Origin of the sequence: Nannocystis pusilla (genome assembly GCF_026626665.1) — a bacterium.
Classification (GTDB): Bacteria; Myxococcota_A; Polyangia; order Nannocystales; family Nannocystaceae; genus Nannocystis; species Nannocystis pusilla.
Genome location: NZ_JAPNKE010000002.1, coordinates 2,501,822 through 2,525,965 on the forward strand (window position 1 = coordinate 2,501,822; position 24,144 = coordinate 2,525,965).

Below are 24,144 nucleotides of genomic sequence, written 5' to 3' on the forward strand. Positions count from 1 at the left end.
CGCGCTGCATCGGTCGTCGCGGCGCGGTCTTCCGCGAGCGCGACGCCGCGGGAAGAACGAGTCGCAGTCGCTCCTCGGAGCACCCTCGGCTCCGACTGTTCAGCTCGCGCTCGTGCCGACGAGCGGGCCGGCAGAGCTTCACGACCGGGTGACGATGGCGTTTCAAACATGTCCCGAGAGACATCCTCTCGCGGCCTCCCCGCGTCGCGGGTTCACCGCGACGGGCGGTCCCACGCGGGCGCGGCAGCGCGAGCGCAGCGGTTCGGCGGATCGGGCCCGATGCAGCGGCGACGTCACGGATGGGCTTGCGACCGCGAGTCCGCCGCGCTACACGCCCGCCGATGCGACGCATGACCTTGACCTTCTTGATGACTTCGCTGCTCGCCTGCGGTGAGACCGGCGACACCACGACGACGACCGGGACCGTCGTCACTGCCGGTGACGACACGACCACCGCGAGCGAGACCGACTCGACGGCGAGCGAGCCGACGACGGCGAGCGAGCCGACGTCCGGCACCGAGGGCGCGAGCGAGACGGGCACCACGACGGGCGACACGACCAGCGTGACGACCGGCGAGACCACCGAGGCGACGACCGCGGACACGACCGCGGTGGACACGACGACGGAGACGACCGGCGAGACCACGACGGAGACGACCGGCGAGACCACGACCGAGACGACCGGCGAGACGACCGACACGACCGGCGACACCGAGGGGACCTCGCCTCTCGTGATCGCCATCGTCGACGCTTACCTCTACGCCGACTGCATGCCGGTGTCCGAGCCCGATCCGGTCCAGGGTACCTGGTACGTCGAGTTCGATAACACCGACAACCCGAGCGACACCGCCGCCATCCTCACCGGCGCCTCGCTGTCGCTCGCGGACGCCGACCCGCAGGTGATCGAGCCGATCCAGGTCTCGCCGATCGAGAGCCCGCCGCTGCCCGCCGGCGAGTACATCAGCGTCGAGATGGCCAAGCTGCCCGGGATGGCCCACAGCGCCTGCGAACACTGCGACGAGTTCTACGACCTGGTGCTCGAGTACGACGAGAACGGGGTGAAGCACCACGTCCTGGAGGAGGTCACGATCTCCTGCTCGTTCTGAGCGCGGCTGCGTCTCGCGGGCGACCGCGGCGATGGAACGGGCCGACGGTCGCGGGGCCTGGCCCGCTCGTGCCCACGAGCAGGAGCGTCGAGATGTCCTGAAGGACATGGCGCTCCAGCCATGTCTGGAGCGCCATGTTCACGCGGCCGCGATGCGCGGCGCCGCTGCGCCCGGGGCGGAGCGCGCGGGCGAGCGCACGTGCGCGGGTGGCCTGGCGAGCCACAAGCGCGCCGGCGGGTGGACGTCCAGGCCACCGGCGTCGCGGACAAGCCCTGCGCTGCCAAGGACCGCCCCGTGGCACGTCGGCTGCAGGGCGCGGCGCATGCAACGTCGTTCTCTTGCCGTTTCCACGCTCTTCAGCGCATCGCTCGTCGCCGCTTGCAGCGACGATGTCACTCACTCGAGCGAAGCCCTCACCGAGGCCACCACCGACGCGACCTCGAGCAGCGGCTCGGAGAGCGACACCGTCATCGACGAGCCGGGGCTGACCACCAGCACGGGGACCCTCGAGCCGACCACGGGCGAGCCGACGTCCAGCACGACCGCCGAGGTCACGACCACCGCGGTCACGACGGACGAAACCACCGAGAGCACCACCGGCACCACCGGCACCACCGGCCCCGACCCGGTGACCTGCGTCGACGAGCCGTCGCTGTGCGGCAGCGGCACCGTGTGCGATCCGGGCAGCCAGACCTGCGTGGCCGACTGCTCCCAGGGCGACGAGCTGTGCGGCCCGGGGACGATCTGCATGGACGGCATGTGCAAGCCCGACTGCTCCGACGGCGAGGACAACTGCGGCGCCGGCACGGTGTGCGGGCCCGACCTGGTGTGCGTGGTCGACTGCCGCAGCAACTTGCTCGACGTGTGCGCCGGCCAGGCGCTGTGCAACCGCCAGACCGGCGTGTGCGAGGCCGTGGCGGCGGTCGACTGCGCGGCGGTGCCGGGCCTGTGCTGGGAGGATCAGTCCTGTGACGCGAGCGGCTACTGCCGCGCCGGCACGCTCGACCTCGAGCTCGCGTACGACGTCCAGCACTACGACCTGCGCCTCGACCTGCTCACCGCCGACCAGACCTTCAGCGGCGAGGTGGCGATCTTGCTGGCGGCCACGGTCGACGGCACGAGCGAGGTCGTGCTCGACGTCGGCGCGGAGACGATCGTGAACGGCGCGCCGTACCTGCCGTACGAGGTGGAGGCCGTCCTCGACGCCCAGGATCAGCCGCTGCAGTTCGAGCAGGACAGCGGCGGCGCGCTGACGGTGCAGCTCGCGGCGCCGCTGGCCCAGGACGAGACCGCCGTGGTCAAGGTGCGCTACGCCGGGCCGTTCAACCCGATCACCGACGACAACGACGCGCTCTACTACACCGGCATCATGCAGCGCGCGGGCAAGAACGGCGACCTCTACGTGCAGACGTTCGGCTGGCCGGTGTATGCCCGCAACTGGCTGCCGAGCCACGATCACCCGCGCGACACCGCGTCCTTCAGCGTCGACGTCGGCATCGACAACGACTACGTGGTGCTGGCCAACGGCGCGCCGGTGCGCAGCGGCATGGTCGACGGCCTGCAGCGGTCGGCGTTCGTCCTGCAGCAGCCGGTCCCGACCAACGTCATGCAGGTCATCGCGTCGGAGTTCGAGGTCGTGCGCCTCGGGGTGGTCAAGGGCGTGCCGATCGACGCGGCGCTGCACGCGGCCGAGGTGCCGCTGGCGGTCGAGCTGCTGGGCGCCACCGTCGGCGCGCTGACGTTCTTCGACCAGCTGATGTTCGACTACCCGTTCTCGCGCTACGCGATGGTCTCGGTGCCGAGTTCGTTCGGCGGGATGGAGCACGCGTCGATCATCTCGCTCGCCGACACCTTGATGGTCGCCGGCAGCGCCAACGCGCGGCGCGTGGCGATCCACGAGCTCACGCACCACTGGGCCGGCGACTCGGCCCACCTCGGCGAGTGGCAGGCGTTCTGGCTCAACGAGAGCCTGGCCGAGTTCCTGACGCTGGAGGCGCTGCGCGTGCTCGGCGGTCAGGCCGCCTACAACGACTACCTGAACACGCTGCGCACCAAGCTCTTCGCCGCGCCGAACAGCTACAGCGACGACTCGCTGCACTTCCAGGTGCCGCAGGACTTCCCGGGCCAGGTCACGTCGGCGTCGTTCTACGCGCCGTACAACAAGGGGGCGCTGGTCTGGCACATGGTGCGCCAGCAGATCGGGACGGCCAAGATGTGGCAGTTTTTGGCCGACTTCTTCCTCGCCCATCGGTTCGCGCCGTACGACACCGATGCAGCTCTGGCGGCGCTCAACGCCAGCGCGGGGGTCGACTTCACGCAGTTCTTCGCGGAGTGGGTCCACCAGCGCGGCTGGCCGCGGCTGAAGACGACCTGGAACTACGACGCGGTGGCCCAGCAGGTGCAGGTCACGGTCCAGCAGGTGCAGAGCCCGTCGTTCGGGGTCTACACCCTCGACGGCGCGCTCGACCTCGACTACGTGTTCGACGACGGCCTGGCCAACACGCCGCCCTGCAACGTGTCGGTGGCGTTCACCGGCGGGGCGACCGAAGTCGACGCGGCGGTGAGCTGCGCGACGGCCCCGACGGGCTTCACGATCTCGTCGCTGCCGAACCTGCTGGTCGAGCTGGCGCCGTAGGGCAGGGGCCGCGCTCCGGCGGCTCGCAGCGACGCGCCCCGGTGCACGGGCGCCGGATCGTCGCCGCGCCTCTTCGGCATCCGCTCGCGCGGCTCGATCTCCGGCCCGCGGGCGAGCTCCACCGTCGACTCACGTGCTCTTGAAGGACATGTCTTGAAGGACATGTCTGCGAGGGCATGTCCCCGAGGGCATGCCCCAAAGTTCAGCGCGGCGCGCGGGCCTTGGCGGGCAGGTCGTCCCACTCGAGGTAGCTCTGGGCCATGTCGTACTCGAAGAAGGCCATGCGGCGGGTGTCGAGGACCTTGCGCATCAGCTCCTTCGCGCCGGCCGTGTTGCCGCTGCGCCAGCGGCGGAGGGCCTCGTAGAAGTAGGCCTCGGCGCGCTCGCCGGAGTCGGAGGCGCCGCGCAGGAGGTCGTCGAAGCTGAGCTTGCCCCGGGCGTGCTCGGCCAGGCGGGTCGGCCAGCGCTCGCCCTTGTAGGCCTCGAGGAACGCGATGACGCCCGGGTCCTGCGGCCGGTCCTGCCGCGCGGCCATCTCGTGCAGCCACAGCGCGAAGTACAGCTTGAGGCTGCCGCGCAGGTCCTCGCGGGGGACCGCGGCGCGGAAGATCGCCAGGGCCTCCTCGTAGTAGCCGTGGCTGACGAGGAAGATCATCGGCTCGGCGTAGGCCTCGGCGCGGCCGTCGGCGGTGTCGCGGGCCTGGCGGAAGTCGGCCACCGCCTGCTCCACGTCGCCCATGTGGAACAGCAGCTTGCCGCGATCGATGAGCCGCGAGGCCCGCTCGCCCGGCGGGATGCTGGGGAACGCGATCAGCTTGTTGAGCTGGCGCAGGGCCGTCTGCATCTCCTGCTTGGCCTCGTCGGCCTTGCCCTCGCGGCGGGCGATCGCGGCCAGCTGCGCGCGGCCCTGCGTCTCCCAGCGCAGGCGCAGCAGCTGGTTGTCGAACGGCAGGCCGAGCAAGGTCTCGTAGTGGCGGCGAGCCTCGGCGACCTTGCCGTCCTTGAACTCGATGGTGCCGAGCAGGTCGAGCGCGGCCGGCTGCGGCTCGCCGCGGACGCTGCGCTGCAGCAGGTCCTTGGCCCGGTCGACGCTGCCTTGCTCGTAGAGCGCCTCGGCGAGGGTGTACTGGGCCTCGGCGAGGCCGGGGCGGATCGGGCGATCGCGCCACAGCTCGACCGCCCGCGCGTGGAACTTCTCGAGCTGGGGCATGCGCGCGAGCGCGGCGTCGAGGTCGATGGCGGCGATCCGCTCGAGGCTGGTCTGCTGCATCGAGGCCAGGTCCTGCCAGGCGTCGAAGATGTCCTCCTTGAGCTCGACGGTGCGCCGCAGGTGGGCGATCGCGGCGTCGACGAGGCCCTGCTTGCGCAGCGCACGGGCCAGCAGCAGGTGCGCGAACGGATCGTCGGGGAAGCGCTGGACGGCCCGCCGCGCCAGGTTCTCGACGATGCCCCAGCCCTGGGTGAGGAAGGCCGGAGGTATCCTTTCGGACATGTCCTCGTCGTCAGGTAGGAACTGACGCGCCAGCTCGAGCAGCGGGCGCGCGCTCTTCTTGGCGTTGCGCGCGCTGTCGAGGTACTCCATCAGCTTGCGCGTCGGCATGTCGAGCTCGACGCGGGCCAGCGCCTGGCCGGCGCCGTCGAAGTCGTCGGCGCGCAGGTAGAGGCGGGTGACCAGGTAGCCGGTGACCTCGGCCCGGTGGCGCGCGGCGAGCCCGAGCTCGAGGTTCTCGCTGCTGCTGGCGACCTCGATCGCGGCCTCGTAGCGGGCGACGTAGAGGTCGGTCAGGCGCTGGACCACGAACGGGGCCGGGAAGTCGGCGGCGATCTCCTCGAGCGACTCCTCGAGCTCCTCGTGGCGCAGCACCGGCTCGTCGGAGAACGGGCTGTTGCGCACCACCCAGCCCTCGATCTCGGTCCAGCTGGCGATCGCCCGCTTGCGCACGGCGTCGTCGCCGAACTGCTGCTCGATGGCGGCGGCGAACAGCGCCGGCGACTCGTTGCCGCGGCGGGCCGCGGCGACGTAGATCCGGTGGGCCGCGGCGCACAGGCCAGGCTCGATCTCTCGCGTCCCGCGGAGCTCGCTCGGCCGCCACAGCCCGGCGGCGAACTGCAGCGCCTCGACCGCTTCTTCGGGGCGCTCGTCGTCGAGGGTCTTGTCGATGTAGCGGACCAGGAAGTCGAGCAGGACGCGGCGGAACTCGGCGCGCTTGGGGCTGTTCTCGGGCAGCAGCGCGAACTGGTTGAGCGCGAGCGCGAAGTGGTCGAGGTCGGGGATCGACTTGGGCGCCTCGGGCGCCTGCAGCTCGCCGCGCGGGGCCCGGGCGCAGGCGGGCAGCAGCGGGGCGGCGGCGAGCACGAGCGCGAGCCAGCCCGTGAGAGGCGAGGTGCCGGAGAGAAAGAGGCGCACGATGTTGAGTGTACGCAGACCCTCGGTCCGCGGCCACCCAGGAGGGGCGCGCGGGCCGCTATTCGCGGCCGGGCGTGCGCTCCGCCCACCGCAGGGTCAGCATGAAGGTGTGCACCGCGCCGGTGTAGCGGCCGGCGTTGCTCGGCCGTCCGCGCCCGGCGAGCACGAGCGCGGCGTCGTCGCTGTTGATGTCGCCCCCGGCCGCGGCGAACCGGGTCGCGGCCGCGGGATCGAAGTCGCCGGGCCGGCCGGTGCTGCTCGGCAAGTAGAGGTCGAAGCCGTAGCCGGGCACGATCTGCAGGTTGCTCGAGCCGACCCGCAGCGGCACGCCGACGGTGATGCCCGCGCGCCAGCCGTCGTTGTTGCCGGGCTCGCGCGCGGTCCTGCGGACCACCGGCGACGAGAAGTGCCCGCCCAGCACCGCGGCGAGGTTCGAGCGGGCCTGGTAGGTGGTGTAGATGTCGAAGCCGAACAGGTCCTGGCGGCCGCGATAGCGCGTGCTCTCGGGCAAGAGCACGCTGTTGCGGTCGAGGCCGACGAGGCTTATCTGCTGGCTGCCGGATCGGCGCAACTTCGCACGCCGGCGCCGCGGCCGACGACGTCGTTGCAGAGGTCGATCCAGTAGAGGTTGGTGTCGATGTGCCAGAACCGGCCGCGATCGAGGACGAAGGCGGCCCCGATCGCGGCCTCGCGGCTGACTCGCTCGGTCAGCGTGGCGTCGATCGGGCTGGCGACGCTGCACGGCAGCACGTCCGAGTCGGTGCCCTCGGTGGTGTCGGGCCGGCACACGAGGGCGTCGCCCGCGAGCGTCAGGTCGCCGCCGCGCACGAGCGGGCGCGTGCGGTAGCGCAGGCCGAGCGTGACGCGATCGCTGACGTCGACGGCGAGGCCGAAGGTGAGGGCGACATCGAAGCCGGCCGGCCTGTTGTCGCGGTCGGGCAACCACCGCGTGCGCCCGTTGAAGCCGACCCGCTCGGCGCACAGCGGGTTCTCGACCCGGTTGCAGCGCGGGCCGTCGTCGCGGTGCTCGGACAGGACGGTGCTGTTGTCGTAGGAGAACCGCTGGCGCAGCCGCGGCAGATGAATGCCGATGCCGATCCGCAGGCTGGCGAGGATGTTCCACGCGACGGCGATCGTGATGTCGGTGCGCTGCGTGGCGGCGCCGCCGTTGAGCTTGCAGTTGGGATCGTCGCGGCGGCAGAAGAGCGGGGGCGGCCGTCTTCCTCGGGCGCGAGGTGCCAGCGCAGGCGATCGTCGCTGGTGTAGTGGATCTCGCTGCCGAGATCGTAGGCGCCGATCCCGACGGCGAACGGCTCGAAGTAGAGGCTGCCCCCGACGAAGTAGCCGCCCAGCGGGTTGTTGAGGTTGATGCGCGGGCCCAGCTCGCCGGTCGGGGTGCCGTCGGGGGCGACGGCCTCGCGCCGGATCCACCGCTGATCGAGGCCCCCGGTGCCGCTGAACTGGAAGCGAAAGCCCTTCATTCCGGCGAGCATCGCCGGGTTATGGTGAAGGGCCGTCAACGAGCGGCTGGCGGGGCCCTGCGGCTCCGCGCCGCCGAGTCGCTGCGCCTGGCCGGGGGCGGCTCGCGCGAGCGCCGGCACGCCCAGGAGGCCGGCCGCGACGAGGCCGCACAGGAGGCTTTGCGCGATTTCGCGCACACGCCCGCGGACCGATCGGAGGACTCGTGGTCCGTCCGAGGTTCGCCGCGTTCGTCGCCGAGAGCGCATCCCGGGGGGCAGGATAACCCGGTTTGACCGCGACGGCCGCAGTTGACCCGCGCGGCATCAACTTCTTAGGATGCCGGGGCGTACCGAGGACCACGCTCGCGCCACCCCGGCGAGCACCTCGGGGGGACGTGCATGAGCAAGACGCTGCGCCAGTTCCAATGTCGTGATGACCTCTGGGCCCGGGTCGAGGCCCTCGCCAAACGCCGTGGGATCGCCACCGACGATGTCGTCCAGGCGGCGCTGCTGCAGCTGTTCAAGGGCGCGGCCAAGGGCAAGAAGGACGAGAGCTCGGGGATGACGGCCCCGCCGCCGGCCGGCCCCAACACGCCGCCGCGCTCGGTGCTGTCGACCCAACCCGGGCACCCCGGCGCCGCTCGTCCGGGCTCGGCCCCGCTGCCCAGCGCGGCCCCGGTGCCGCGTCCGCCCGGTGTGCGGCCCCCTCCGTCGGGTCCGATGACCTCGCCGCCGCCTGGCCCCGCAGCGCCGCCTGCGAGCATCAGCTCGAGCCAGAATCGCGCCCCGAGCGCGCTGCCGCAGCCGCGTCTGCCCAAGCCGGCGACGGCCCCGTCGACGCCGGTGCCGCCTCCGGCGTCCATCCCCGCGGCCCCGCCGACCCTCGGCGCGCCGAGCCCCGCCAAGGTGGCGCCGACGCTGCCGCGCCCGCCGACGGGGCCTCGCGCCTGCCGCCCCCGACGGGCGCGCCGGTCAGCAAGCCGCGCCCGCTGTACGTGCTGTTCGAGGGCCAGTGGTACGAGATCGACAAGGAGGAGTTCGTGATCGGCCGCGGTCAGAAGTTCTCCGACCTGGCGATCAAGGACGCCAACATCTCGCGCCGCCACGCGTCGGTGGTCCGCCGCGGCCACGACTACTTCATCAAGGACCTCGGCAGCACCAACGGCATCGAGTTCGAGGGCCAGCGCGTCGACAACCACAAGGTCAACGACGGCAGCGTGTACTTCCTGTGCGACCACGAGCTGCGGTTCACGTTCACGCCGCCGAACCCGAGCTGACCTGAGAGACCTGTCTCTGCGACCTGAACGATCGGTCATCGTGCCGCCGCGCGACAGCGAGGCCGGCGAGCTCGGTTCCCTGCCGGGCGTCGGCCCCAAGACCGCCGCCAAGTTGGCCGCCCACGGGCTCCACACGCTGGCCGACCTGGCCCGCGTGGTGCCCACGGGCTACCGCGACCGCCGCCACCGCACGCCGCTGAGCCAGGCGGCCGACGGGGCCGAGGCGGCGGTGGTGGCGACGATCCGCAAGTTCTCGCAGCGGTTCTTCCGCGGCCGCTTCTTCGCCGGGCTCGACTGCGTGGTCGAGGAGGGGGGCCGCGAGATCGGCCTGCAGTGCCAGTGGTTCCACCGCGTCGGCGGCCTGGCCGAGCGCGCGCAGGCCGGCAAGCGGGTGCTGCTGGTCGGCCGCGTCAGCCGCAAGAAGGGCAAGCTGGCGCTGATCCACCCCGAGATCCGCGACCCCGAGGCGCCCGGACCGGCGATCTCGGTGCGCTACCCGGAGGTCGAGGGCGTCGGCGAGGCGACTCTGGCCAAGCTGTGCCGGGCGGCGATCGAGCGGCTCGGCTCGTCGCTGGTCGATCCCCTGCCGCCCGAGCTGTGCGCGCGCCTCGGCCTGATGCCGCTCGCGCCGGCGCTGGCGCTGCTGCACGCGCCCGACGAGGCGCTGCCGGCCGAGGCCATCGCGGCGCTGCAGGCCGGGCGCTCGCCGGCGCATCGCCGCATGCTGTTCGAGGAGCTGCTGGTGGCCCAGCTGGCGCTGCAGCGCCGTCGCGCGGCCGCGCAGGCGCTGCCGGTGACCGTGACGCTGCTGCCGGACGAGGGCGCCCGCCGTGAGCAGCTGCGGGCGTGCGTGCCGTTCGAGCCGACGCCGGCGCAGTGGGCGGCGATCGACGAGATCGAGGCCGATCTGGCGCGCCCGCGGCCCATGCTGCGGCTGCTGCAGGGCGACGTCGGCTCGGGCAAGACTCTGGTGGCGTTCGCGGCCAGCGCGGGGATCGTGGCCGCGGGCGGGCAGGCGGTGTGGATGGCGCCGACCGAGATCCTGGCGCAGCAGCACACGGCGACGCTGCGGCCGTGGTGCCTGGCGGCGGGGATCCGCCTGGCGCTGCTCACCGGCTCGATGACCCGCGGCGAGCGGACGGCGGTGATCCAGGCGGCGGCCGCGGGCACGGTGGACCTGGTCGTCGGGACCCACGCGCTGCTGACCGAGGACGTGCAGCTCCGCCGTCTCGGGCTGGTCGTCGTCGACGAGCAGCACCGCTTCGGGGTGCGCCAGCGGGCGACGCTGCGCGACAAGGGCCGGGCGCCGCACCTGCTGGTGCTGACCGCGACGCCGATCCCGCGCACGCTGGCGCTGTCGCTGGTCGGCGAGCTCGACGTGTCGACGCTGCGCGAGGCGCCGCCGGGCCGGCGCCCGCCCGACACGACGCTGATGGCGGGGCCGGTGGCGCGGGCGCGCTTCCGCCTGGCGGAACATGTCCGCCGGGACATGTTGCAGGGCTTCGTGGTGTGCCCGCAGATCGAGGCCGGCGCGCGCGAGGCCAGCGACGTCGACGAGGCGGCGGCGGAGCTGCGGACGCTGCTGCCGGGCAAGCGGATCGAGGTGGTCCACGGCCGCGTCGACCCGGCCCGCCGGGCGGCGGCGATGGCCGAGTTCCGCGCCGGGGCGATCGACGTGCTGGTGGCGACGACGGTGATCGAAGTCGGGGTGGATGTCCCCGAGGCCAGGTTCATGCTGATCGAGCACGCCGAGCACTTCGGCCTGTCGCAGCTGCACCAGCTGCGCGGACGGATCGGCCGCGGGACGGCGACGTCGTGGTGCCTGCTGCACACCGGGGCCGAAGCCGGCAGCGCCGCGGCGCGCCGCCTGCAGGTGCTCGCCGACACGCACGACGGCTTCGTCGTGGCGGAGCGCGACCTGGCGGAGCGCGGCCCCGGCGAGCTGTTCGGGCTGCGTCAGGCCGGTCGCGTGGCCTGGGCCGGGCTCGCCGGCGAGGGCGTGGCGCTGCTCGAGGCGGCTCGCACGGCGGCGAGCGAGCTGCTGGCGCGCGACCCGGCGCTCCACGGCCACGCAGAGCTGCGCGCGCGGGTCGAACGCCACGCGCGACCGGAAGCCGGCGACGCGGGGTGAGGCGGCAGCCCGTGCGCGGCAGGCGGCCCACTGTACCGCGGGACAGGTGGGCCGGCGTCCGAGGCGAGCGCGCCGGGTGCACGCGAGAGGCGCTCGCACGGAGCATGCTTGTTAGAACATGCTGGAAATAGCATGGTCAATGAGACATGTTCATTGGAGCATGCCGTTTAGGACATGTACGATGTGCAAGGCTGCGCAGCTCCCGACGAGCCAGGAGCCGCCGGCGAGGTTCTCGTGAAGCCTCGGCGCTCTCGCGGAGCGCGAGGCGGCGAGGCGGATGAGCCCGGCCCACCCAGGCCAGGAGGGCGAGGCGAGCGTGAAGCCGTCGCGCCTCGCGGCGGTACCTTGAGGCGGCTTCAGCGGATGGTCGCCGGCTCCCAGGTGTGGACGAGCCACATGTAGCCGGCGAGGGCGAGCGTGAAGCCGACGAGGTAGATCGGGCCGATCGTGCGCCAGCGGTCGCGGGCCCGCGCCTCGGTGAGGCGGACGACGCCGGCGCGATCGAGGCTGCGGGCGAGCTCGGGCCGCTCGTCGGGCGGGAGGTTGAGGTCGACGAGCAGACGCGGCATGAGCTCGGGGCGCAGGCGCTCGACGGCCTCCCAGGCATCCTCGGCGAGCGCGGGGTCCGGGTCGTGGAGCGCCCGCACCACGCCGGGGACCTCGTAGTAGAAGGCGGTGACGAAGCCCGACAGACCGGTGACCATCGCGACCAGGTTGAGGCTGATGTAGAACGGGTCGTCGAGGCCCAGGACCATCAACAGGTAGATGTAGAGGCCGGCGAGGTAGAGCGAGACGAGGCGGCCGCCCCAGGTGAGGAGCCAGCGGTTGCGCACCTCGGCGCGGTAACCGGCCACCAGGGCGTCGACGCGCGTGGCCATGGCGCCTCAGCCGAGACCGGCGATGCCGGCCCCGAGCAGGCCGACGTCGGTGTTCTTGACCACGGCCACGTGCATGTCGCGGAGCAGCGGGCTCATGCGGCCCTTGTCGCCGAAGGCGGCGAGGAACCGGCCCTGACGCAGGCGCGGCAGCAGCTTGCCGGCGATCCCGCCGGCGACGTAGAGGCCGCCGGTCGGCAGGACCTTGAGCGCGAGGTTGCCGGCCTCGGCGCCGTAGAGGTCGAGGAAGATGTCGACGGCGCGCACGCAGGCCGGGTCGTCGCCCGCGAGGGCGCGCTCGCCGATGACCGCGCCGGGGTCCTCGGCGGCCATGCGCGCCCGGGTGTCCGAAAGTTCAGGTTCGAGGCCCTCGGCGACGACGAACTGGTAGGCGGTGACGAGGCCGGGGCCGGACACGATCCGCTCGTAGGAGACGCGGTGGTGTCGCTGCAGCAGGAAGCGGAGCAGGGCGATCTCCAGCTCGTTGCGCGGGGCGAGGTCGCAGTGGCCGCCCTCGCTGGCGAGGAAGCGCGGACCTGCGGGGGTCGGCACGAGCGCCGCCTCGCCGAGGCCGGTGCCGGCGCCGATCAGGGCGATCGGGCCCGCCGGATCGCGCTCGCCCGCCTGCAAGACCTCGAGGTCGTCGGGGCCGAGGACGCGCAGGCCGAGCGCGACCGCGGCGAAGTCGTTGACCAGCGCGACCGAGTGAAGGCCGAGCTCGCCGGCCAGGACGTCGGCGTCGATCTGCCACGGGAGGTTGGTGACGCGGCTGCGCCGGTCGACGACCGGGCCGGCGACGCCGAAGCCGGCGCGGGTGATGTCGGGGACGTTCGTGCGGGCCAGGAAGTCGCGCACGATCGGCGCCAGGCCGGGGTGCTCGGCGCTGACGTAGCGCTGACGCTCGAGGACGTAAAGCCGACCGTCCGCCCGCTGCTCGAGCACCGCGAGCAGGGTCTTGGTGCCGCCGATGTCGCCCGCGAGGACACGCATGCGCTCACCGATAGCACGTCGCCCGCACGAGCGCGAGCGCGGCCGCGGGGCGGCACAGGGACGGGCCGAAACGCGCGCGACGGGGGCCGGTGGGGCCGAACGTGGGCGAGCCGCGCTGCCCGACAGAATCGCCGGGATCGCGGTCCGCGCGAGGCGGCGAGGCGACTCTGCCGGTCGTTCACGGCATGTCGTCGGGGACAGGTTCTGGTCGCGGCGCCGGAGTGTGCCGCCTGGTTTCAAGGATGTCGCCGGGGACAGGTGCGCCAGATATGTGCCCGAGTGTGGCCGGTCGTTCACGGCATGTCGTCGGGGACAGGTCCGGTGCTGCTGCGGGGTGTGCTGACTGTCTTTGAAGGCATGTCGCCGAGGACAGGCGATCCAGAGATGCGCCCAGGTATGGCCTTCGCGCACGCATCGGGGACAGGTCCGGTTGCGGCGCCGGGGTGTGCCTCTGTCTTTCACGGCATGCCGTCGAGGACAGGCGCGCCAGAGATACGCCCGAGTATCGCCCGTCTTTCGCGCATGTCGTCGAGGACAGGTCCGGTTGCTGCGCCGGGGTGTGCCGTCTGTCTTTCAAGGCATGTCGCCGGGGACAGAGGAAAGGCGCGCCAGATATATGCCCGAGTATGGCTTTCGTGCGTGTCGCCGAGAATGAGCGCGCCCGCTGCGTCGGGTTGGTTCGTCGCCGGGGCGAGGTGCCCCTGCTGCGTCGGGATGTTTCGCCCGTCCGTCACAACATGCCCCGCGGACAGACGTACCTGCTGCGCCGGGTTGTTTCGCCTGTCTTTCACGGCATGTCGCCGAGGACATGTGCGTCGCCCGCCGAGCTTGCGGCCTGTCTTTCGATGCATGTCTCCGAGGACATGCGAAAGAACTGTCCTCCGGAGCATGTCCCTCGCGTCAGCGCGGGCGAGCGTCCATGGTCGCGTCGAGGGCGATCCGGCGCGGGGCGGCGCCGGCGAAGCGGACCTCGGCCCAGTCGCCGTCGACGCTGAGGGTGGCCTCGGGGAAGACGTCGCCGGCCAGCGGGGCCTCGAGGGTGAGGCGGTGCATGGTGTTGTCGCGCGCGCGGGCGACGAGGACGAACTGGGCCGCGTCGCCGCGGGTGCCGCTGGCGATCAGCTGGGCCCGCGGGAGGGCGCCTTGGCCCCGGCGCCAGTCCTCGACGAGGGCGACCTGAAAGGCGGGCAAGTAGCCGGCCTGGAACCGCTCGCCGTCGCGGGCGACGACCTGGTACCAGCGCAGGCAGACGCGCTGGGGCTCGCCGGCAGCGCCCGGCAGGGGCGAGCGGTCGTCGCAGCGGTCGAGGGCGCCGAGCACGAACAGGCTGCCGGATCGGCGCGCCAGGGCGAAGCGCTCGCTGGTCGGCGGGACGCGAGCGGCCGGGGCGGCGAACAGCGGGGCGCGATCGGGGATCAGCGCGGCGGGGACCCACGCGAGCTCGGGCGGCAGCAGCTCGGCCTGGTCCTTGGGCCACTGCACGGTGCGGGTGCCGCCGTCAGGGCTGCGTCCCTGGACGGTGAGCGCGACGAGGACCGCGCCGTGCGTCGGCAACAGATCGCCGCCGGGGATCGGCGCGGGCGCCAGGCGCAGGGTCCGGTCGCGCGGCGAACCGACGACCGCGGCGAAGGCCCAGCGGGCGACGAAGCGCATGGCGTCGTGAATGGTGCCGACCTGGCCGACGACGGCCCCCACCGAGGTCGGCGCGCCCTCGACCGAGGTGCCGAGCGACATGGCCTCGGTGGCCGCGAGCACGCCGGGCCCAGGACCGAGCAGGTGCGCGCCGAGCCAGTAGCCGCCGCTGGTGGGTGCGGCGGGCGCGGGGGGCGCGGGCGGCTCCGCGGCGGCTGTCGTACAGACCAGGGCGCAAAGGACAGGCACGATCGGCCAGGTCCTCGAGGACAGGCGGCGCAGGACCGGGCGGGACGGCGCGCTCATGACGAGCGGAGGGTACCGCAAAGCCCTGGCGAGCGGGATCTGCCGGGGGCCGGTCTTTCTTTTCCCTGCGGCACGGGCGCGGCTGGAGGACAAGGGGGCGACGGGTGTGGAGGATCCCGGGCGCGGCGGGCAGGGGTCGCCGGCGTCCGCGAAGGCGGCGGACGCGACGGGCGCAGCGAGTGCCCTGCGCGAGGGGCGTGGCACGGACGAAGAAGGCCCATGAGGCGACCGCGGTACGGATTCTCGCGGTGAGGGCCGCTCCCGGTAGCCGAAGAACAGCCCGTTCACGCGACGAAGCGGGCTGGGCCGTGCGCAGGCGTCAGCATGGCCAAGCCCGTCCTCGTCGCGCGCCGATCCGGCGCGGGGATGGGGTCCCGCGTCGAGGACGGCAATCGACTTCCAGGCAGCGCAAAGAGCTCGTCAGGGGCCGCGACGAGACCTGCCGACGAAACGGGCTCGGCCGTGCGGCGTCTCCCGCGACAAGCGACGAAGCGCGTCCGAACCAAAGAAAAACACGCCGGCCCTCGGCGGCGCGACGCGCTCCGGATTGGAGATGCGCCGAGGGCGGGCGTGTCAGGCGGGCAGAGCCGCGAGCAGGGCGTCGGCGTGGCCGGCGACCTTGACGGGGCTGTGGACGGCTTCCAAACGGCCGTCGGGGCCGATCACGAAGGTGCTGCGGATGACGCCCTGGACCTTGCGCCCGTACATCTGCTTCTCACCGTAGGCGCCGTATGCAGTGGCGACCTGGTTCCCCGGGTCGGACAACAGCGGGAAGTTCAGGCCGAACTTGGCCCGGAACTTGGCGTGCGAGGCGAGGCTGTCGCCGCTGACGCCGAGCACGGTCACGCCCGAAGAGGCGAAGCGTGTCTGGCGGTCGCGGAAGTCACAGGCCTGCGTGGTGCAGCCGGGGGTGTTGTCGCGGGGGTAGAAGTAGAGGACGACCCGGCGCCCGGCGAGGTCGCGCAGGGCGTAGGTCTTGCCGTCGTCCGCTGCGAGCGAGAAGGGCGGCGCGGGGTCGCCAGGCTTCAGCCCAGGGCCTATTTCTTCCTCCTCTTCGGAGCGGCTGGGCGCTGCCTTCTTGGCCGGGGCCCGCTTGGCGGCCTTCTTGGCCGGAGCGGCCTTGGCAGCCTTCTTGGCGGCGGTCTTCTTGGCGGCGGTCTTCTTGGCGGCGGTCTTCTTGGCGGCCTTCTTGGCCGGGGCGGCCTTGGCGGCCTTCTTGGCCGGAGCGGCCTTGGCAGCCTTCTTGGCCGGAGCGGCCTTGGCGGCCTTCTTCTTGGCGGCCTTCTTCTTGGCAGCCTTCTTGGCCGGAGCGGCCTGGGCGGCCGGGGCGGCCTTCTTGGCGGCCTTCTTGGCCGGGGCTTTCTTGCTTGCGGTCTTCTTGCTGGTCGCGCTGGTAGTGCGAGGTGGCATGGCTCTCCGTGGCGTTGAAATGTTCAGCCACGGCGAGTCTACAGACACAGCATCAAAGAACAACCAGCGGCGACGATGTCGCGGCGCCGTCGAGGCGGCTGTCGGCCCGACCGTCGCAACGCTGAAATGTCGCCACCAACACGCGCTCGTGCGCAGGTCCCGTCCGATCGGACAGGTCGCGTGCGGATGGTGATCGAGGCGATATCTCGTGGATCGAGGCAGGGATCGATCCGCGTCGCGGCGACGCGGCGCCAGCCGGCGCGGCGATCGGCGAGGCCCGGCTCCGACGGTCGAGCAGCCGACGACGCGTGATCGAGGCAGGAGAGATCCGGCAGCGAGCCGCGGCGAGTCGGGGCCGCCGAGCGGACGCAAGCCTCCTCCCGGATGGCCGGTAGCGAGGAGCCGGGCCGCGGACCCGAGCCGGGGCGGCGCAGAGCGGGCTCGAGTCGAAGACGCGCCCGCCTGCAGACGCGCCGCGGCGGGGCCTGGCGGCCGCTCCCGCCGCTGGCCGCGCGGACCGCCGGCGCCGCGCTTTACACGGGCGCAGGCGGCCGGCTAAAGTGGCGACCGAGCTCAGGATCTTCGATATGTCCGCACTGCGATCGTCCCTCGGTGTTCTGGTCAGCCTGATCGTCCCCCTGTCGCTGCTGTCCTCCGGCTGCGGGGGCGACGGGAAGACCCTGGCCGACAAGCTGGCCGAAGACCCCGAGAAGAAGATGCTGGAGGAGGCGGGCTACGTGAAGAAGGAGATCAAGCGGCCGCCCGCGGGTCTCCCCCGCCGTCCGACGAGGAGTTCAAGGCCTGGGACCGCAAGGACCCGGAGGGCGAGAAGCACCTGCACAAGTTCGACAAGGCGAACTTGAAGAAGATGCTCAACTACTTCGGCGAGCTCGAGTGCTTCCGCGACGAGATGAAGAAAGAGGGCGCCAAGGGCGCAGGTGCGGAGCCGGGCAGCCCGACCGAAGAACAGTGGTACCAGTTCAAGCAGAACTTCATCCCGCTGGTGAACACGTGGCAGCAACGCCTGTTCTCCAACGAGCCGCGGATCCTCGAGAAGTCGAAGCTCATCGGCCACTTCCTCGAGGCCCACGAACTGGTGATGCACGGCTACCCCGACGCGTTCAACAACAACGACCAGAACGCGGTCGCCCAGGCCGACGCCCACTGGCTCATCATCGAGAACAAGATCACCAAGTACCTGAAGAACATCACCGACGAGCCGCTGCCGAAGCCGGATCTCAACGACCCGAAGCAGAAGGAAGCCCACGACAAGTTCTGCCTGGCGGCCCTGAACCCGCCGAAGAACACGGGCAAGGCCAAGGTGAAGCACGTCGGCGGCGGCGGACGCGGCCCCAAGAAGCTGAACATGGGCAGCGAGGACTGAGCCATGGCTGCCGCGCCCGCCCCGGCGCCGGCTTCGGCCCTGCGGCGCCTGAAGCGGCCACCAGCGTCCGCCCCGAGGCCGAGGCCGAGGCGCTGATGCTCGAGCTCAGCCACGATCTGATGTCGCCCTACTGCCCGGGCCGCACGATCGCCACCTGCCCGTCGCCGAACGCGCGCAAGCTCGAGGCGCAGATCCTCGACCAGGCGCGCAGCGGCCAGTCGCGCGAGACCATCGAGAACACCCTCGTGGCGCGCTTCCCCGACATCCGCGGCTATATCGGCCGCCCCGAGCTGGTGTGGGGCACGGCGGTGGCGGCGTTGGTGGCGTTGACGCTGCTGTTCTTCGTCGCCCGTCGCTGGGTGCGTGGCACGCAGCGCACGGCGGCGGCGGCGGCCTCGCCGGACGCGGCCGCCCTGGCGCGGCCCGGCGCGGCCCGCAGCGCCTCGGCGCCGACCGGGAGCCCTGGCGGGCCGTCGCAGCGCGAAATCGATGCTCTCGACGACGCGCTCGACCGCGTCGACGAGTTCTAGCACGCCGGCCTGCGCCCGCCGGGGCCGACTGTCCCGGGTGCAGGTCTTGAGCATGCGAGGGCTCCGCGGTAAGAGCGGTCTGTGCTGACGGTAGTAGTCCACGAAAAGGGCGGCCAGACCCAGCGTTTCGCGTTCGCAGGCGAAGAGTTCACGATCGGTCGCGAGGACGACAACGACCTCGTGCTCGACCGCGTCAACGTGTCGAAGCATCACCTGTGCTTCCGCAAGATCGAGGGCCGCATCGAGGTGGTCGACCTCGAGAGCACCAACGGCACCTATCTCAACGGTCGCAAGGTCCAGAACCCGCGGACGGTCCGCCGTACCGATCGCGTCTACGTCGGCGACTACATCCTGATGCTCGACGGCGAAGACGGTGCAATCGTCCCGTCGTCGGCCGACGACAAGCGCCGCCGCGAGGAGCAGGACGACACCGGCCTCGTGACGTCGGCCCAGCGCGTGGCCGCGGCCGGGGTCGAGAGCACGTACCTCGACGGCCTGGCGGCGCAGATCCACCAGACGCTGCTGAAGGCGGTGCCGCGGATCGATCCGATGACCTCGGGCGAGGTCGGCGAAGAGGAGCGCAAGGAGGTCATCGAGCTGGTCGACGGGATCCTCGCCGACTTCCGCGACTCGCAGCAGATCGAGGCGACGGTCGACGTCGGGCCGTTCCGCGAGCGGATCCTACGAGAGATGCTCGAGTGGGGCCCGCTCGGCGACCTGATGCGCGACGACTCGGTGCGCGAGATCCAGGTCGTCGGCACCGCGCCGATCCACGTCGTCCGCGACGACGGCAACGGCGAGCGGCTCGAGCTGCGCTTCACCGGCGAGCGCGCGCTGCTGATGGCGATGCAGCGGATGTGCAAGAAGCGGGGCTGTGGGTCGAGGGCGCCCACGTCATCGAGGGCATCGTCGATCACGGCTTCTACCTCTACGCGCTGCTGCCCCGCACCCGGCGCGGCAGTACGTGATCAGCCTCCGGCGCATGCGCACCGACGCCAACAACCTGACCGCGCTGGTGCAGGAGGGCGTGCTGTCGGCCGACATGCGCGAGTTCCTGGTGGCGGCGCTGAAGTCGTGCCGGCGCGTGCTGGTGTGCGCCTCGGGCGGCGTCAACCTCGACCGCTTCATGCGCGCGCTGGTCGGCGAGATCCCGGAGTCGCTGCGCGTGGCCTGCATCTCCGACTCGGGCCGGCTGGGCAGCGCCCGCAAGGGCTGGATCCCGGTGCGCCGCCTGACCGAGGCCAACGACAAGATCGAGCTCGGCCCGGTGCTCGGGGTCCTGCTGCGCGGCGGGCTCGACCTGCTCATCTCGCAGCAGTGCGGCCACCAGGACGCCGCCGGGGTGATCGACGCGCTGGCCGGGGCGAGCCGCGGCGCGGTGGTGTCGCTGTGGGGCATCAACACCGCCCACGCGCTGTCGCGCCTGGCCGCCCTCGGCACCGCGTCCGGCGGCGCGGTCCAGGGCCTGACGCTGTCGCTGGCGCACGCGATCGACGTGGTCATCCGCCTCAACAGCGGGGTCAACCTCGAGTCGATGCAGGTGATCGAGATCATCGAGCCCGACACCCGCGCCGACAGCAGCATCGAGTACCGCCAGCTGTTCGTCACCGGCAAGTCCGAGGACGGCGCGACCGAGTTCAAGGACACGCCGGCGCTGCAGCAGGTGCTTCGCAAGATGATCAACCAGGGCGGCGAAGTGCCGCAGCGGCTGCTGCGCAGCTGAGCTTCGCGCGAGCTCGTCGCCTCCACGGGCGGCGATCGGCCGCAGCGGCTGCTGTATCGCTGAGCGGCGGGCGAACTCGTCGTCTTCACCGGCGGCGAGGTGCCGCAGCGGGGCAGAGGTTCAGAGCGCGACGGGAGCTCGTCGCCTCCGCGGGCGGCGAGCGACCGCAGCGTGGGTGTGGATCAGAGCGCGACGAACCGCTCGCGCGAGCTCGTCGCCTCCGCGTGCGGCGACCTGCCGCGGCCGCCGGTGGAGACATGCACCGCAGGACATGTCCCTATCGACATTTCCTTTCGGTCCTGTCCTCGAAGACCTGCCCGTGAGGACAGAGAGGCGCCGCCCGCCGCACGTGCGAGACCCGCGGAGCGGCCCCACTCGGGAGCTGCGCCGCGGGTCGCGGAGGGGAGGGGGCCGGCTTCAGCCGAGCTGCTTGTTGAACTCGGCGAGCGCGGGGCCGCCGAGCTGGTTGGCGATCTGCTCGATCAGGGCGCGCTCCTCGTCGGAGACTGTGCCCATGTTCAGAAAGCCGCCGCTGGCGCCGGCGACCTGGACGCAGAGGTCGACGATGTTGGCGGCCCGGGCGCCGCCGACGGCCTCCTTGAGCACGGCGAGGGTCTGGTCGAGGAAGGCCTGCGACGGGCGCTCCTCCAGCAGGCTCTCGACGGTGCGGAACGCCTCGGTGCCGGGCTGGATCCCGCGGCCGCGGAGGACGTCGAGGATGGCGGTCCGCTCCTTGCGGCTGACCGAACCGTCGGCCCACGCGACGTGGACGAGCGGCAGGAGGTCGAACACCTTGAGCTTCTCGCCGGTGAAGCCGAGGGCGGCGATCCGGTCGGACAGCGAGAGGGTGTCGTTCTTGCGGTCGTCGCGGAGCTCGCCGGCCGCCTTGTCGAGCTGCTCGCGGAGCTGCTCGCGGAGCTCTCGCTCGCGCTGCTGGAAGTACGCGTCTTCGTTGTCGCTGGGCGTGACGGACATGCGCCAGGGACGCTACCAGGGGCCCGCTGCTTGTCAGTGGATCCGGCCGGCTCCCCGGGGCGCGAGCGAGCGCCCGGCTGAGCCGGCCGGAGCGGAGGCGGTGACGGCGATGCGGACGCCGCTCAGCCGGGCGGCATGGTGCTGGGCTTGCCGGTCGGCTCGCAGCCCCACTTGAAGTTGTCGAGGAACACGTAGCTGTCGAGGATCGAGTCGCTGATGTCCATGATGGCGAACACGACCGTGATGGTCTCGCCGGGGCTGACGCCGGCGGTGGTCTGCAGCCAGTTGGTGCCCGCGTGCTGGCGCATGCAGGTGTTCTGGAACTGCGGGATCGGGTTCTGGCCGCTCGGGTCGTCCTTGAACTCGAGGAAGCCGGCGTTCAGCGAGATCGGGTTGCCCTGCTGGTCGAACGAGATGTTGCCGGTCCACTTCTCCGACTCGAGCCAGCCGATGTACATGTCGTTGAAGGCCGACTGGTAGTAGTCGGGGTACTCGACCGAGAAGAACGCGAAGTCGTAGCTGAACGAGGTCACGTCCGGCGGGACCTGCATGACGAAGCGCAGCTCGGTGTAGTCGTTGGCGCCGAAGTTCTGGAACTGGCCCTGGATGGTGTTCGAGCAGTCGCCGCTGCCGAGCAGGCCGGCGTTCTGCGTGCAGTCGCCGCCGACGTCGTTGGTGCGCAGCGGCGGCGGCAAGTTGTTGCCGGGGTCGAAGGCGCCGACGTCGTCGTTGCAGTGGGTGGGCTCGAGGTTGAAGTCGCCGGGCGGGGTCTGGTTGTTGAGGTCCGAGACCAGGCCGCTGCCGATGACCGCGTAGGAGGCTCCTTCGCGCGGGTTGAAGGTGCCGCCCTGACCGAACACGTAGCGGACGCCGATCGCCCCCGGGGAACCCGACTTCGTGGCCGTGACTTGCAGTTCGCCCGGACAGTTGAGGCCCATGGCGAGGAAGGGATCCTGGGTCCCGTTGTCGCACGGCACGTGGTCAGGAATGCTGCACATGCAACCGGGGTCGTTGGGGTTGTCGCACGGCTCGACCCCGGTGTCGGCCATGCCGCCGTCAGGCGAGGCCGCGAGGTCGAACTTGGGCCCGGCGGTGCCGGGGCTGGTGGTGGTGACGGGCTCGCTCGTGACCCCGTCGGTCGTGCCCTCCGTCCCCCCGGTCCCCGTCGCGCCGTCGCTGTCGCTCTCCCCGCCGCTCGGCAGGGTCGTGGGCAGCGTGAGGATCCCGGATTGCCCGGTAACGTGGTCGCCGAATCTTCAGCATCCTTGCTCTCACAGGCGGCGAGGCCGCCGATCCCCGTGAGGCCCGCGAGAACAACGTTGAGGCTCAATTTCCGCATGACGCCACGGTACCCGGGTCGTCCGAGGCGCCAATAGTCAAATCCGGCGGCCGCTGCGCCTCGCCGCCGGGGCGTCCCGGGCGTTGGCCATCGCCCCCAGGCGCCAGATTGCGCCAAAGCGCCGTTTGGCCGGTATTCACCGCGAGCTGGGTACACCTCTGGGAAAAACCTGGGATACGAGGTGACCGGCCTCACGACATGTGGGAGGATCCGATCACAAGGTAGCGACCCGCACACAGGGTGTGGGCCTCTGCACGGGCTGTCTTTTAGAGAAGGTCGCATGGGACATGTCCAGAGGGACATCTCATGCGGCCTCGTCCTTGAGCCAGGCGCACAGGGTCGAGCGCGGGACGTCGAGCTGGGCGGCGGCCTTGCGGATCGAGCCGGCCTCGCGCACGACCAGCTCGAGCATGCGCCGGTGCATGGCGGCGTAGGTGCCCCGCGGCACCGCGAGCGCGTCGACGGCGGCGGGCGCGGCGGGGCCGGCCGGGAACAGCTCGTGCGGGCCGAGCGGACCGTCGTGGACGGCGGCGGCGCGCAGGAGGAGGTTGCGGAGCTCGCGGATGTTGCCGGGGAAGCGGCGGAGGGCGGCGGCGCGGAGGCCCTGCTCGGTGACGCGGACCGGTCGGCCGAACTCGGCGGCCAGCTCGGCGGCGAAGTGGGCGACGAGCTCGGGGATGTCGCCGGGGCGATCGGACAGGCCGGGGATGTCGACGGCGAGCACGCCGAGGCGGTGGTAGAGGTCGCTGCGGAACCGGCCCTCGGCGACCAGGCGCTCCATCGGCTGGTGCGTGGCCGAGACGACGCGGACGTCGATCGCCTGCTCCTGCTCGCCACCGACGGGGACGACGCGCCGCGTCTCGAGCACGCGCAGCAGCTTGGCCTGCAGGCCCAGCGGCAGCTCGGCGATCTCGTCGAGGAAGAGCGTGCCGCGGTGGGCCCGGGCGAACGCGCCGACGTGGGCCCGCGCGGCGCCGGTGAAGGCCCCGCGCACGTGGCCGAACAGCTCGCTCTCGAACAGGCCCTCGGGGATGGCGCCGCAGTTGACGGCGACGAACGGACCGCCGGCGCGCGGCCCCTCGGCGTGCAGGGCGCGGGCGGCCAGCTCCTTGCCGGTGCCGGTCTCGCCGCGGAGGAGCACCGCCTGGGCGAGGCCGGCGAACTTGCGCAGGCGGGCGAGCATGTCCTGAAAGACAGCCGAGCTGCCGATCATGCCGGGCGGGTTGGAAAGGCGCGGACGCGGCGCGGCGCTCTGGGCGACGACGGTGGCTTGAAAACCGCCGAGGCCGAGGCGCACGCCCGGCGCCAGCCAGGCGCGCTGGACCCGGACGCCGTCGACGTAGGTGCCGTTGGTCGAGCCGAGGTCCTCGACGACCATGCCGCGGCCGTCGCCGCCGATCCGCGCGTGCCTGGCCGAGACGGTGGGATCGCCGATCCGCAGGTCGGCCGAGGGGGCGCTGCCGACGAGGATGATGCGCGCCGGGTCGAGCGCCACGGGGCCGCCGGCGCGGTCGAGGTCGAGGGCGAGGGCGAGGTCGCGGGCCGGGTCGGACTGGCGCGGATGAAGGTGGAGAGTGGTGGCTTCGGAGGACGCTTGCACACGAGTAGGTCGCTGCGAGCCGGCCGAGTTTTGCAGCGCGCGCGAAAAATTGTTGCGGCGCTTCAAGGCGCGGGAGCGGCGCGGCGCGGACGCAGGCGCAACATGGCCTCGCGCGCGTCGTCGGGAGCCTTGCACCACACGGCGCAGTGACCGGCACCCGCCGACTCGACGCCCCGCTCGCAGTCGGGCACACCGGCGCGGACGATGTACTCGCCGAGGTGGACGAGGAAGTGACGCGCGGTGCCCTCGGCGTCCGGGCCGTAGTAGTCCCAATAGAAGATCGTCACCCGCGCGAGTGTGACCCGAGAGGCGCGCGGACGACAACAGCGGCCGCAGCCGTGGGCGTTTGACGGGCCCGGAGGCT

General features: G+C 72.0%; 20 protein-coding genes and 1 pseudogene. 10 read left to right on the top strand and 11 right to left on the bottom strand.

Annotated features, from left to right (window positions below; translation table 11 throughout):
• Positions 1-350 precede the first annotated feature (350 nt).
• Both OV079_RS10915 and OV079_RS10920 read left to right on the top strand, forming a co-directional pair.
• Positions 351-1,106: a hypothetical protein gene (locus tag OV079_RS10915; RefSeq protein ID WP_267768053.1), complete on the top strand. Its 756-nt coding sequence runs from the start codon at positions 351-353 to the stop codon at positions 1,104-1,106.
• Positions 1,107-1,428: 322 nt separating this feature from the next.
• The gene (locus OV079_RS10920; protein ID WP_267768055.1) at positions 1,429-3,741 is read left to right on the top strand and encodes a M1 family aminopeptidase; all 2,313 of its coding nucleotides are present in this window, start codon (positions 1,429-1,431) and stop codon (positions 3,739-3,741) included.
• Between the two features lie 202 nt (positions 3,742-3,943).
• Here the strand turns inward: OV079_RS10920 and OV079_RS55750 are convergent, their stop codons facing one another.
• From OV079_RS55750 to OV079_RS10935, 3 genes are read right to left on the bottom strand one after another with little or no spacing between them, the layout of a single operon-like run.
• Entirely contained in the window at positions 3,944-6,148 is a 2,205-nt protein-coding gene (locus tag OV079_RS55750; protein WP_267768056.1) for a tetratricopeptide repeat protein, read from the bottom strand.
• Between the two features lie 58 nt (positions 6,149-6,206).
• On the bottom strand, positions 6,207-6,719 hold the full coding sequence (locus OV079_RS10930; protein WP_267768058.1) for a hypothetical protein: 513 nt from the start codon (positions 6,717-6,719) through the stop codon (positions 6,207-6,209).
• A complete protein-coding gene (locus OV079_RS10935; protein WP_267768059.1) occupies positions 6,692-7,579 on the bottom strand; it encodes a hypothetical protein in 888 nt (295 codons plus the stop codon). Before OV079_RS10935 ends, OV079_RS10930 begins: the two co-directional genes overlap by 28 nt.
• Before the next feature lie 428 nt (positions 7,580-8,007).
• Here OV079_RS10935 and OV079_RS10940 point away from each other — a divergent pair, with 428 nt between their 5' ends.
• Genes OV079_RS10940 through OV079_RS10950 form a run of 3 tightly spaced genes read left to right on the top strand, consistent with a single transcriptional unit; the run spans position 8,008 to position 11,016 of the window.
• The gene (locus tag OV079_RS10940; protein ID WP_267768060.1) at positions 8,008-8,652 is read left to right on the top strand and encodes a hypothetical protein; all 645 of its coding nucleotides are present in this window, start codon (positions 8,008-8,010) and stop codon (positions 8,650-8,652) included.
• Positions 8,604-8,885, top strand: a complete 282-nt coding sequence (locus OV079_RS10945) for an FHA domain-containing protein (RefSeq protein ID WP_267768062.1) — start codon at positions 8,604-8,606, stop codon at positions 8,883-8,885. The genes OV079_RS10940 and OV079_RS10945 overlap by 49 nt, the downstream gene beginning before the upstream one ends.
• Positions 8,886-8,925: 40 nt before the next feature.
• Positions 8,926-11,016: an ATP-dependent DNA helicase RecG gene (locus OV079_RS10950; protein WP_267768063.1), complete on the top strand. Its 2,091-nt coding sequence runs from the start codon at positions 8,926-8,928 to the stop codon at positions 11,014-11,016.
• A 356-nt stretch (positions 11,017-11,372) separates the two neighbouring features.
• On the opposite strand, the gene OV079_RS10955 is transcribed toward OV079_RS10950, so the two are convergent.
• The 4 genes from OV079_RS10955 to bcp all read right to left on the bottom strand — a co-directional run bounded on the left by OV079_RS10955 (position 11,373) and on the right by bcp (position 16,229).
• On the bottom strand, positions 11,373-11,894 hold the full coding sequence (locus OV079_RS10955) for a hypothetical protein (protein WP_267768065.1): 522 nt from the start codon (positions 11,892-11,894) through the stop codon (positions 11,373-11,375).
• A 6-nt stretch (positions 11,895-11,900) separates the two neighbouring features.
• Positions 11,901-12,881 (bottom strand): glucokinase, encoded by a 981-nt coding sequence (locus OV079_RS10960; protein ID WP_267768068.1) that lies wholly within the window; start codon positions 12,879-12,881, stop codon positions 11,901-11,903.
• 900 nt (positions 12,882-13,781) lie between these two features.
• Positions 13,782-14,819 (bottom strand): hypothetical protein, encoded by a 1,038-nt coding sequence (locus tag OV079_RS10965; RefSeq protein ID WP_267768069.1) that lies wholly within the window; start codon positions 14,817-14,819, stop codon positions 13,782-13,784.
• Positions 14,820-15,392: 573 nt separating this feature from the next.
• Positions 15,393-16,229: a thioredoxin-dependent thiol peroxidase gene (bcp, locus tag OV079_RS10970; RefSeq protein ID WP_267768071.1), complete on the bottom strand. Its 837-nt coding sequence runs from the start codon at positions 16,227-16,229 to the stop codon at positions 15,393-15,395.
• A gap of 587 nt (positions 16,230-16,816) precedes the next feature.
• On the opposite strand from bcp, the gene OV079_RS10975 reads away from it, so the two are divergent.
• From OV079_RS10975 to OV079_RS10990, 5 genes and pseudogenes are all read left to right on the top strand, one after another.
• Entirely contained in the window at positions 16,817-17,092 is a 276-nt protein-coding gene (locus OV079_RS10975; RefSeq protein WP_267768072.1) for a hypothetical protein, read from the top strand.
• On the top strand, positions 17,089-17,613 hold the full coding sequence (locus OV079_RS10980) for a hypothetical protein (protein ID WP_267768073.1): 525 nt from the start codon (positions 17,089-17,091) through the stop codon (positions 17,611-17,613). Before OV079_RS10975 ends, OV079_RS10980 begins: the two co-directional genes overlap by 4 nt.
• Positions 17,610-18,143 carry a cytochrome c-type biogenesis protein gene (locus OV079_RS10985; protein WP_267778507.1) on the top strand — a complete coding sequence of 178 codons (534 nt, stop codon included), beginning with the start codon at positions 17,610-17,612 and terminating at the stop codon, positions 18,141-18,143. The genes OV079_RS10980 and OV079_RS10985 overlap by 4 nt, the downstream gene beginning before the upstream one ends.
• Positions 18,144-18,224: 81 nt before the next feature.
• A pseudogene (locus OV079_RS57650) lies at positions 18,225-18,494 on the top strand (FHA domain-containing protein); the annotation flags it as partial.
• Between the two features lie 631 nt (positions 18,495-19,125).
• The gene (locus tag OV079_RS10990; protein ID WP_267768074.1) at positions 19,126-19,866 is read left to right on the top strand and encodes a P-loop NTPase family protein; all 741 of its coding nucleotides are present in this window, start codon (positions 19,126-19,128) and stop codon (positions 19,864-19,866) included.
• Positions 19,867-20,283: 417 nt separating this feature from the next.
• Here the strand turns inward: OV079_RS10990 and OV079_RS10995 are convergent, their stop codons facing one another.
• From OV079_RS10995 to OV079_RS11010, 4 genes are all read right to left on the bottom strand, one after another.
• Positions 20,284-20,841, bottom strand: a complete 558-nt coding sequence (locus tag OV079_RS10995; RefSeq protein ID WP_267768077.1) for a tellurite resistance TerB family protein — start codon at positions 20,839-20,841, stop codon at positions 20,284-20,286.
• A 122-nt stretch (positions 20,842-20,963) separates the two neighbouring features.
• A complete protein-coding gene (locus tag OV079_RS11000; protein WP_267768079.1) occupies positions 20,964-21,890 on the bottom strand; it encodes a choice-of-anchor L domain-containing protein in 927 nt (308 codons plus the stop codon).
• Positions 21,891-22,484: 594 nt separating this feature from the next.
• Positions 22,485-23,846 carry a sigma 54-interacting transcriptional regulator gene (locus OV079_RS11005; protein ID WP_267768081.1) on the bottom strand — a complete coding sequence of 454 codons (1,362 nt, stop codon included), beginning with the start codon at positions 23,844-23,846 and terminating at the stop codon, positions 22,485-22,487.
• Positions 23,843-24,067, bottom strand: a complete 225-nt coding sequence (locus tag OV079_RS11010) for a hypothetical protein (RefSeq protein WP_267768083.1) — start codon at positions 24,065-24,067, stop codon at positions 23,843-23,845. The genes OV079_RS11005 and OV079_RS11010 overlap by 4 nt, the downstream gene beginning before the upstream one ends.
• Positions 24,068-24,144 lie beyond the last annotated feature (77 nt).

Coding starts and splice junctions, on each gene's coding strand:
- OV079_RS10915 (WP_267768053.1), top strand. CDS start 351: ATGACCTTGACCTTCTTGATGACTTCGCTGCTCGCCTGCGGTGAGACC.
- OV079_RS10920 (WP_267768055.1), top strand. CDS start 1,429: ATGCAACGTCGTTCTCTTGCCGTTTCCACGCTCTTCAGCGCATCGCTC.
- OV079_RS10940 (WP_267768060.1), top strand. CDS start 8,008: ATGAGCAAGACGCTGCGCCAGTTCCAATGTCGTGATGACCTCTGGGCC.
- OV079_RS10955 (WP_267768065.1), bottom strand. CDS start 11,894: ATGGCCACGCGCGTCGACGCCCTGGTGGCCGGTTACCGCGCCGAGGTG.
- OV079_RS10960 (WP_267768068.1), bottom strand. CDS start 12,881: ATGCGTGTCCTCGCGGGCGACATCGGCGGCACCAAGACCCTGCTCGCG.
- OV079_RS10965 (WP_267768069.1), bottom strand. CDS start 14,819: ATGAGCGCGCCGTCCCGCCCGGTCCTGCGCCGCCTGTCCTCGAGGACC.
- bcp (WP_267768071.1), bottom strand. CDS start 16,229: ATGCCACCTCGCACTACCAGCGCGACCAGCAAGAAGACCGCAAGCAAG.
- OV079_RS10975 (WP_267768072.1), top strand. CDS start 16,817: ATGTCCGCACTGCGATCGTCCCTCGGTGTTCTGGTCAGCCTGATCGTC.
- OV079_RS10990 (WP_267768074.1), top strand. CDS start 19,126: ATGCGCACCGACGCCAACAACCTGACCGCGCTGGTGCAGGAGGGCGTG.
- OV079_RS10995 (WP_267768077.1), bottom strand. CDS start 20,841: ATGTCCGTCACGCCCAGCGACAACGAAGACGCGTACTTCCAGCAGCGC.
- OV079_RS11000 (WP_267768079.1), bottom strand. CDS start 21,890: ATGGCCGACACCGGGGTCGAGCCGTGCGACAACCCCAACGACCCCGGT.